This window comes from uncultured Mucilaginibacter sp. (genome assembly GCF_903913935.1).
GTDB lineage: Bacteria > Bacteroidota > Bacteroidia > Sphingobacteriales > Sphingobacteriaceae > Mucilaginibacter.
In genome coordinates, this window is sequence record NZ_CAIWNH010000234.1 from 1 (window position 1) to 8,929 (window position 8,929).

Here is an 8,929-nt window from a genome sequence, read left to right on the forward strand (position 1 = left end):
CAAATATAACAAAAAAAGGTTTTGTGAGACGAAATACATACCATATATATGTCAAAATTTAACAAATCAAAGCTCATAAATATATTTTCCGATCTCGGCACCAGGTTAATTACCCCCGATGAAAACCTGCTTGCCATCATTGAAACGGAACATCATTATAATGCCTGGTTCACAGCGGATAGTGTTTTACATGCAGTAAAAGCAATTGGTGGAATGCTCAACAATAAAGAGCTGGGTTTATGGCTGGATAGCTACGACTTTGATGAAAACGAACCCGCAAAGAAAGTAGGACTAATCCTTGCAGGTAATATCCCGTTGGTTGGCTTTCATGATGTACTATGTGTTTTAATCACCGGCAACTATGCACTGATTAAAGCCTCATCACAGGATGCCCGCCTTATAAAAGGAGTTCTGGAGATATTAACAACCATAGCACCTCATTTTAAAAAGCAATACAACTTTGTTGAAAGACTGACGGACTTCGACGCGGTAATTGCTACGGGCAGCAACAATACCTCGCGTTACTTTGAATACTATTTTGGCAAAGTCCCCAATATCATCCGCAAAAACAGGAGCAGCATTGCGGTGATATGCGGTGACGAAACAGCTGAACAACTATACCAGCTTGGTCATGACATTTTTGATTATTTTGGATTAGGCTGTCGTAACGTATCCAAATTACTGGTGCCAAAAGGTTATAATTTTAATTTCTTTTTTGAGTCGATAGAAGTTTATAACGACATCATCAATCATAATAAATATAACAACAATTATTTTTATAATAAATCCATTTACCTGGTAAACAGCGACAAACACCTGGATAACAACTTTTTGCTCTTAAAGGAAGATACCCGCCTGGCCTCCCCGCTCGGTGTATTGTATTTTGAATATTATGACGACCTGAATGCAGCAAAATCAAAACTGGTTGAAGAAAGCGAACGCATACAATGTATAGTTAGCGCAATTCCGTTGGAAACAAACAACCAGGTGGTTGATTTTGGCCAAAGCCAGCAACCTGCATTATGGGATTATGCCGACGGTGTGGATACGATGCAGTTTTTAACAGCTAATTGATGGTTCATTCTACAGTCTGCGGAGGAAAATACTTAAATCCGGATAAAGTTATTGGCTCACTGTTAGGAGTAGCCTGATAAAGCAAATACGTTCCCTTTTTGTCTTTATTTGTTTTAACCGACTGCAGTCTTTTGCCTTGCTTAACATGTACCCTTTTCCAACCGTAAGGCACATAGGTCTTAAGCGTTAAAGGCAAATTGTACATTTTTTTATCGAGCGACTGACATAGTGTTATTTTTAGCTTACCATTGTTTATTTCACTTTGAACGGCAGCAGCTTCCCGCTCCCGCATATATTTAGTTACATCGCCAAATGTGGCTACCCATAACTTTTTGTCAAAGATTTTGATGTATTGAAAATAGGTGTCCAGTAAAGAAACCGGCCTTGCTTCGTAACCAAGCCCCTCTACGCCGTGAATCACCAGCACCAGCCATGTATCGTTCCGTGCTACTGTTGTATCCACCCACGATTGCATCAATTGCAGTGGCGCCCTGGTATTGATCTCGCGTTGCCATTGTACATAATCCCTGTCATTAACTGCCGGCGTCTTTTTACTTGGCCTGTCAAGTTCGGTTAACCAGGGTTCAGGCATGCGGTTACGTAATGCGGGGTAAATTTTATAAGCTATGCTCATTACCCTTGCATTTTCATAGCCATATGGCACCTCGGATGAAAAGGTATATTTTTCGCCCATCTGGTTTCTGATTTCTTCCTTGCTTTTAGTTAGTTCATAAACAATATTTACCGAATCGAGCCCCGGCATACCTGCATGGGTAATGGAATGGCTTGCAAACTCATACCCTTTGGCCGCATCCCTTCTGAAATCTTCCCAGGTAGATCCTTTTTCCTGCAATACCTCATCGCAGGGCTGATAACCGGGTTTAAAGCCGCCATGCCTTACTTTGGCATATAGTTCATCCATGAGCTTAAATGCCTGATCTGTTTTTCCATCGTCATAAAGGCCTGCGGCTTTGGTATGATAAGTAATAGTTCCCTTATAGCCCAAATAGCCCGCTGCGGAGCATCGTTCCAAAAAGTTTTGTGCATTAGTTGGTATAGTTGCCGATTCGGCGATAATGGTTTTCACTGGCCTGCCTATAAATTGTCCATGATATTTTGAGCCTGGCATGCCGCCTGTAACAATAAAAAAAGTAGCGGGCAAACCAAGCCGTTCCATTACCGGCAGCGCATATTTAAATTGGTTATATGAGCCATCATCATAAGTAATTGAAACAGCTCCGTTTTTACCATATTGCCACTTGGTCACCGTGGTTTGACCGGTAACTGCCTGGCCTTTGACCATAACGGTACTAACACAGATAATAACAGCAATAAATAAAGGTTTCATCCTGATAGGGTTAACTCCAATTAGAGACCAAATATAATCTATTTAAAAAACCACATGGCACCCTATGTGTATTATGTCGTTAAATATATTGTTGCCAGTGATAACAACACAGGGGCTATTAGGTTTTAAACCTGCCATTTTTGCAAATCGCTATTCTTTATTTAATAATTACTCTGACTCTCGAAACATATTTATCTTTCAAGGTGTTTATTTATCGGATTTAATATTATGCTCAGCGCAAAAAAATCAATCATTGCAATGACTGCGTATCTGGTAATTTATACTATTCTGATAAATACCGGTTTATTATTTATACTGGTACCTTATTTATACATTGTGTCAGCCTTTTTAATCGTTTGGATGGTGGCCTGCATTTTAAAGGACGCCAGGGTTAAATACCCCAAATTGAAGAAAAATGAAGAATGGGGTTATGCCGACAAACCAAAAAATGAACTTAGTTTCTTTTAAAACATATCATATATATATATATCTATCAACCTCATGAAAAAACAACTGCTCGCTTTCCTGGCTTTTTTATCTATTCCCATTTTTTCTTTAAGGGCGCAAAACAAACCCCTTGAAACCGTCGGCCATGTCGACTTGCAAAAGTACCTGGGAAAATGGTATGAAATAGCTGCATTTCCGCAGGTTTTTGAAAAAGGCTGCACCTGCACCATCGCGCAATACAGCCTCAAAAGCAATGGGGACATCGCCGTAAAAAACACCTGCAAAAGAAATGGCAAAACAACAACCGCGAATGGCAAAGCGGTGGTAAAAGATAAACTGACCAACGCGAAACTCAGCGTATCGTTTTTTTGGCCCTTTAGCGGTAAATACTGGATAATTGCGCTTGCCCCCGATTATAGCTATGCGATGGTTGGCCACCCCAACCGCAAATATCTTTGGATATTGAGCCGCAAACCCAAACTGGATGAGGCTACGTATCACCATCTCACTGAGCTTGCCGCAAGCAAAGGCTTCGACCTTAAAAAACTGGTTAACACTGATCAAAGCTGCAATTAATGTAAAAAAACACCGACAAACCTAACAACCGGGCTTAATTATTGTTAACTAAATTTGGGTAAAAATCCCACCTTTCAAAACACCGTTCAATGGAGTCAAGGTCATTTATTTATATTTCTCTTGCAGCCGACTTATTGATCGCATTGTCGAAGTTTATAGCGGCAGCTTTTACCGGAAGCGCTGCGATGATTGCTGAAGGGATCCATTCCATTATCGACGCAAGCAGCCAGTTATTATTGATATGGGGCGTTAAAGTTAGCAGGAAATTACCCGACAAAGAAAGACCATTTGGCTACGGCAGGGAATTGTATTTCTGGTCGTTTATCGTATCGCTGATCATTTTCATTGTAGGCGGCTGTGTTTCCTTTTACGAAGGTTACTACCATTTTCTGCATCCTGAATTTGAAGGCAGCCCTGCCTGGAACTACGGCGTCTTGTTAACGGCTTTCCTGTTTACCTGTATTTCCCTTTACAATGTATTGAAAGTCTTTAATGTTGAGCGTGGTAAAAAATCGTTCTGGCGCACGATAAAAGAAAGTAAAGACCCATCCACCTTTATTACCCTGCTGGGTGACGCAGGCGACGTGGCGGGCCTGGTGATTGCCTTTGCCGGCATCTCTATCGGACGTTACTACCATAACCCGCATATCGATGGTATCGCTTCCATGGCCATAGGCGTAATGCTGATCGTGATTTCTTTGATATTGGTAAATGAAAGTAAAAGCCTTTTGATGGGCGAAACCACGAGCCGAAAGACACTCAGGCGCATAGTGGCCCTTACAGAAAGTGACGGCTCGGTTATAAAAGTTAAAAAGCATTTCTCCATGTACCTTGCGCCGGAAGAAGTGATCCTGCAGTTAAATACTGTTTTTAAAGACGACCTGACCACCCACCAGATTACCGATGCTATCGAAAGGATCACCAAAACAATCAAAAAGGAATTTCCGCGCATCAAGCAGATCTTTATTGAACCCGTAGCAGCAGATGGCCTGCAATAAAAGTATCGCAGCTTAATCCGATCCCATTATTTATTATCCAAAATCAATTTAAATTATGACTGCCGTCATTTTATAAATGAACAGGTTACTCCAATTTTGTTTTCAAATCCTGGTGAAATGAAAAAGATACTTGTATTGACTGATTTTTCGAAAAAGGCTGAAGACGCCGCACTTTATGCCTTAAGGCTGGCGCAACATTTTAATGCCGATCTGATTCTCTATCATTCGTTTGAGAAGGTGCGCGCTTTAAATGTTCCTGAATCTGGCGCATGGTTGTATGAGGATTTTACAACAATGGAGGAGGAAAATATGGATGAATTAAAAAAGCTTCAGCTTGATCTGCAGCAACATTTGGAACCGGGTGGCTACGTCCCAAAGATCGGCGTTTTAGATGAAGCGGGGTATAACCTGGGCCTAAGTGTAAAACAATTAGCTGTTAATGAAAATATCGACCTGATTGTAACAGGATCAAAAAGCGGTAACACTTTATCTCATTTAATTAACGGCAGTGATACCGATAATGTAATGGACGATGCCCCCTGCCCTGTTCTGTTTGTACCCCAAAACTTCAGGTATAACCGGCTTAAAACAATTGTATTTGCTAATGACCTTGTTGCCGAATATAAAGATGTTACCAGGTTCCTGACACGTTTGGCTAATGACGAAGGCGCGCAAATCATCGTCACTCATTTTACCGACAAGAATGATATGATGGCGGATAGCTACCTGGTTAAAACCAAAGAGCATATCAACTATTCAAAACTATCGGTAATAACTTTCCCGCGGAAAAACATTGCAAGGCAATTAAATGAGTATGCAGAAGATGTAAATGCCAGCCTTATTGCCATGGTTCATCACAAACATTATTTGATGGAAGAATTATTGATCGGCAGTAAAAGTAAACGTGTCTTAAAAGACAATAACATCCCGGTATTGGTCTTCCCGGGTTAATACTCTTCACTCTTAAACCTTTTGTAAACTTTATCCCCCGGGTTAGGTGCTAACCCGGGTGGGTGAAGTTTTATTTTGAACAGTATACAATTAATACATAAACCGGTTTTACTATTGGCAATTGTATATTATCTTTGGGAAGAGTTAGACCAGGCTCAACCCCATAAGCAATGCCTTTAAAAAACTTAAACGCAATTACACATCATCCCGCATCCATTAAAAATAGCTTTTTTTTATTGGCGATAGTTGCACTTTTTATCTCTGCCTGCGGTAACGAACTTGAATTTAACAAAGTGCCCGCTTCTTCTGCAGTAAGTGTGAGTACCCTGGCAGGCAGCGGTGCCCAGGGATCGATAAATAGCACCGGTGCTTTTGCCACTTTTTACGAACCAACCGGTGTTGCCGTAGATGCTGCCGGTAATGTTTATGTTGCGGACTACCACAATAACCTTATCCGTAAGATCAGCACCACTGCAGCAGTAAGCACTTTTGCCGGCAGTACCGAAGGGTTTGCCAACGGCACAGGTACTTATGCTTTATTTAACCAACCCACCGGTGTGGCTGTCGATGGTGCCGGAAATATTTATGTCGCAGATAACATTAACCATCTTATACGCGAGATCAGTCCGGCCGGAGTAGTTACTACTTTAGCAGGCAGCGGAGCGCGGGGGAACACGAATGGCCCGGCTGCCGGCGCTTCATTTAGTTTCCCGCAGGGGGTTGCCGTTGATGCTACCGGCAATGTTTATGTGGCCGACTACGGCAATAACCTTATCCGCAAGATCAGCAATACCGGTATGGTAAGCACATTGGCAGGCAAAGACTCGGCCGGTGCAAATAACGGCGCTGATACTACCGCTACCTTTAACCAGCCAACAGGCGTAGCGGTTGATGCTGCCGGTAATATTTACGTGGCCGATGAAGGCAATAATTTGATCCGCGAGATAAGCCCCGCAGGTGTAGTAAGCACTTTTGCAGGCAGTGGCGCCCTGGGTGCAAACAATGGCACCGGTACAAAGGCTTCGTTTAACGGCCCTACCGGTGTCGCCGTGGATGCTTCAGGCAATGTTTATGTGGCTGATTATGGCAATAACATCGTACGCGAGATCACTCCCGCAGGTGTTGTATCTACGCTTGGCGTTTCAGGCACGAGCGCCAGCAAATTGTTTAAGGGGCCTTATGGCGTGGCGGTAGATGCCGCAGGTAATGTTTACGTGGCAGATTATGGCTATAATACCATTTTGAAGATCAGTAAATAGATTGGTGCTTTTGTTAGATAAGTGTCCGTCCGCCGGGTACTAAAAGTAGTGGTGGACGTGTGGACAGAAATCTTCCTCGGTATGAAACAATCATTACCAGCTAATAAAATATCATTGATGAAAGCAACGTATTTTCAGAGACTTGTACTATAAAATACTTGATAATACAACGTTTTGAACTAAGCTTTAACCTTTAATAGTTCAGACAATCTTTTTTTAAGATATTCACGCATATTAATTTGAGTTTCCCTAACCTCATAATAAATTAACAATCTTTCATCAATCCAAGATTTACTTAATTCAAGACGGTCTTGAATCAATTTCATCTTTGCTTCATATTCGATATCTGGCTTATTTTTAATTTCAAGACTTACTTCGCTTAATAAACCAATCAACTTTACCGTCTTCGCAGAATATAACTGTTTAATTTTAAATATTGCCTCAAGAAACTTTATTTTCAAATTGTGAAATTCGTCATCTTCAATAAAAAAATCCAACCTATTATCTGCTTGATTGAAATCAAAATAATATTTTTCGTATTCCAAATCAACAATTTCTAATTCATTAAAACGCTCAAATGAAATTTCAGATAAATCAACGGCCATTAAGTAAGAAATCAAAGATGAAATCTTGGAATCGAGTTCAAAAATTGCGTCCCTCTCATAAGATCTTAAACTGGTGTGGTGTTCTGCCTTATAATTTAAATTATTTTTATAAAGCTCGATACTCTCGCTTAATTCAGTCTTTATACTTTCTACAACTTTCGTGATTTCTCCAATGTCTTCTTTCGTGGCCTGATTTTTTCCTTTTTCGCCCGCATATGCCTTGAAAAAAATGCCAAAAATCACTATCGTTAATAATATAATTTGAACAATCAGGCCAACGTAGTTGATATTCATCTTTGCGTATTAGTAGTTTGGTTTGATAAGCCTTAATTACTTGGAAGAGCTGGGTATAATTCCGCCTATTTATCAATCTGATAGCTTTGTGTATTTTATTTCATAATTATTTTCGGTGCCAACCAATAAATTATTGCTTTCCATAGTTAATATGTTCGAAAGAAGCCTATTGTCGCCCGGTGTGGTACTTGCTTTAATGAATTTAATTTTTTTCTTTTCTGAATCATATTCTAAGCCTTCAATTTTAAGGCAATTAACACCAGATATAATATACTCACCATTTTTTGTAAATTCAAAAACCTGTGAGCCTGGCCTCATTCCGCCCCAATCATTTCGCCAGGTACCAATGAACGACGACGTTTTAAATGGTGCTCGCTGAAGCCTCTTTTTTGATCTCAGATAAAAAATCGCGAAATAAACACCTATTAATATTAGAATAATTATTGGTACTTCAACACTTATTTTTAATAGCGAAAATATTTCACGAAGCCAATTAGCACTAATTTTAAGTTTTGCAATAGCATCAATAATAATTGGGATAACTAAAATTATCGTACCTATCGCAATAATGACAGTGCCTGCCACCACTAAGAAGTCTAAAATATCTTTATTATTAATGGTCCATTTTTTGAATCTTTTTCGGAAATTCATAGTTGTGTTTAGAGTTTAAGTTTATCAAAATTAATAAAAATATCTGAAAATATGTTTGCAAGAGAACTTGTAGCAAAGACTCTCTAACAGCGGCTAATCGACAAATCAATTTAAGAATAGCGTCTGTCCGCCGGGTACCAGGCCTGATTGTGGACGCGCGAACAGAAAATCCATAAAGACATGAGCAAACCAGCCTTCTCATAGCCGCTTTACCCATGCCAAAAAATAGTGGATCTGTTATTTTAACATAACGGTGTTATTACTGCTTAACCTCCGGATCATAAGGTAAAGCACTGCCAGCGAAAGCGCCACATGGAAATACCCAAACTGAACCGGAACCGCTGCTTTTAAACATAAAATAAATACAAACCCCGCCACATTGATAAGCAGGAAGGCAAAAGCAATTTTTGATGATATTTTCACCGCAGCAGCATTTTCGGGCCCGTAAACAATAGTGTTTGGAAGGGCCAGCACTAACTGGATCAGAAACAGGAAGGCTACCATCACATGCACGGAAGCCTTATCAGCGTTGTAGGCCATACTTTCGCCGATTACAGGAAGAAAACTAAAGAAAAATAATCCTGACAGAAAAAGTTTTCTGCTCAGTGTTGCCGCCCCATAAAGCGTTAGCAAAGTAAAGGCAGCGCCTAACACAGTGAAAATTAATTCAACAGTTGAGTTCATAATAATTTAAATTAAAAGGTTAATAATTAGTTGGTTTATTAA

General features: G+C 40.2%; 10 protein-coding genes. 6 read left to right on the top strand and 4 right to left on the bottom strand.

The window, feature by feature from the left end; translation table 11 throughout:
• Nucleotides 1-48: 48 nt before the first annotated feature.
• Entirely contained in the window at nt 49-1,074 is a 1,026-nt protein-coding gene (locus tag QZY09_RS09025) for an acyl-CoA reductase (protein ID WP_295671312.1), read from the top strand.
• A gap of 4 nt (nt 1,075-1,078) precedes the next feature.
• On the opposite strand, the gene QZY09_RS09030 is transcribed toward QZY09_RS09025, so the two are convergent.
• Nucleotides 1,079-2,422 carry a polysaccharide deacetylase family protein gene (locus QZY09_RS09030; protein ID WP_295671315.1) on the bottom strand — a complete coding sequence of 448 codons (1,344 nt, stop codon included), beginning with the start codon at nt 2,420-2,422 and terminating at the stop codon, nt 1,079-1,081.
• A gap of 258 nt (nt 2,423-2,680) precedes the next feature.
• On the opposite strand from QZY09_RS09030, the gene QZY09_RS09035 reads away from it, so the two are divergent.
• The 5 genes from QZY09_RS09035 to QZY09_RS09055 all read left to right on the top strand — a co-directional run bounded on the left by QZY09_RS09035 (nt 2,681) and on the right by QZY09_RS09055 (nt 6,653).
• Nucleotides 2,681-2,890: a hypothetical protein gene (locus QZY09_RS09035; protein ID WP_295671320.1), complete on the top strand. Its 210-nt coding sequence runs from the start codon at nt 2,681-2,683 to the stop codon at nt 2,888-2,890.
• A gap of 33 nt (nt 2,891-2,923) precedes the next feature.
• Nucleotides 2,924-3,445, top strand: a complete 522-nt coding sequence (locus tag QZY09_RS09040; RefSeq protein WP_295671322.1) for a lipocalin family protein — start codon at nt 2,924-2,926, stop codon at nt 3,443-3,445.
• 89 nt (nt 3,446-3,534) lie between these two features.
• Nucleotides 3,535-4,443 carry a cation diffusion facilitator family transporter gene (locus tag QZY09_RS09045; protein ID WP_295671356.1) on the top strand — a complete coding sequence of 303 codons (909 nt, stop codon included), beginning with the start codon at nt 3,535-3,537 and terminating at the stop codon, nt 4,441-4,443.
• A 117-nt stretch (nt 4,444-4,560) separates the two neighbouring features.
• The gene (locus QZY09_RS09050) at nt 4,561-5,394 is read left to right on the top strand and encodes a universal stress protein (protein ID WP_295671359.1); all 834 of its coding nucleotides are present in this window, start codon (nt 4,561-4,563) and stop codon (nt 5,392-5,394) included.
• Nucleotides 5,395-5,564: 170 nt separating this feature from the next.
• Nucleotides 5,565-6,653 carry an NHL repeat-containing protein gene (locus QZY09_RS09055; RefSeq protein ID WP_295671361.1) on the top strand — a complete coding sequence of 363 codons (1,089 nt, stop codon included), beginning with the start codon at nt 5,565-5,567 and terminating at the stop codon, nt 6,651-6,653.
• Nucleotides 6,654-6,832: 179 nt separating this feature from the next.
• Here the strand turns inward: QZY09_RS09055 and QZY09_RS09060 are convergent, their stop codons facing one another.
• The 3 genes from QZY09_RS09060 to QZY09_RS09070 all read right to left on the bottom strand — a co-directional run bounded on the left by QZY09_RS09060 (nt 6,833) and on the right by QZY09_RS09070 (nt 8,887).
• Nucleotides 6,833-7,552 (bottom strand): hypothetical protein, encoded by a 720-nt coding sequence (locus QZY09_RS09060; protein ID WP_295671363.1) that lies wholly within the window; start codon nt 7,550-7,552, stop codon nt 6,833-6,835.
• A gap of 72 nt (nt 7,553-7,624) precedes the next feature.
• Nucleotides 7,625-8,203 carry a hypothetical protein gene (locus QZY09_RS09065; RefSeq protein WP_295671365.1) on the bottom strand — a complete coding sequence of 193 codons (579 nt, stop codon included), beginning with the start codon at nt 8,201-8,203 and terminating at the stop codon, nt 7,625-7,627.
• A gap of 237 nt (nt 8,204-8,440) precedes the next feature.
• Entirely contained in the window at nt 8,441-8,887 is a 447-nt protein-coding gene (locus QZY09_RS09070) for a hypothetical protein (RefSeq protein WP_295671367.1), read from the bottom strand.
• Nucleotides 8,888-8,929: the final 42 nt, after the last annotated feature.

What these genes read in the sequence shown, in the direction of transcription:
- QZY09_RS09025 (WP_295671312.1), top strand. Translation starts at nt 49, where the DNA reads ATGTCAAAATTTAACAAATCAAAGCTCATAAATATATTTTCCGATCTC.
- QZY09_RS09030 (WP_295671315.1), bottom strand. Translation starts at nt 2,422, where the DNA reads ATGAAACCTTTATTTATTGCTGTTATTATCTGTGTTAGTACCGTTATG.
- QZY09_RS09035 (WP_295671320.1), top strand. Translation starts at nt 2,681, where the DNA reads ATGACTGCGTATCTGGTAATTTATACTATTCTGATAAATACCGGTTTA.
- QZY09_RS09040 (WP_295671322.1), top strand. Translation starts at nt 2,924, where the DNA reads ATGAAAAAACAACTGCTCGCTTTCCTGGCTTTTTTATCTATTCCCATT.
- QZY09_RS09045 (WP_295671356.1), top strand. Translation starts at nt 3,535, where the DNA reads ATGGAGTCAAGGTCATTTATTTATATTTCTCTTGCAGCCGACTTATTG.
- QZY09_RS09050 (WP_295671359.1), top strand. Translation starts at nt 4,561, where the DNA reads ATGAAAAAGATACTTGTATTGACTGATTTTTCGAAAAAGGCTGAAGAC.
- QZY09_RS09055 (WP_295671361.1), top strand. Translation starts at nt 5,565, where the DNA reads ATGCCTTTAAAAAACTTAAACGCAATTACACATCATCCCGCATCCATT.
- QZY09_RS09060 (WP_295671363.1), bottom strand. Translation starts at nt 7,552, where the DNA reads ATGAATATCAACTACGTTGGCCTGATTGTTCAAATTATATTATTAACG.
- QZY09_RS09065 (WP_295671365.1), bottom strand. Translation starts at nt 8,203, where the DNA reads ATGAATTTCCGAAAAAGATTCAAAAAATGGACCATTAATAATAAAGAT.
- QZY09_RS09070 (WP_295671367.1), bottom strand. Translation starts at nt 8,887, where the DNA reads ATGAACTCAACTGTTGAATTAATTTTCACTGTGTTAGGCGCTGCCTTT.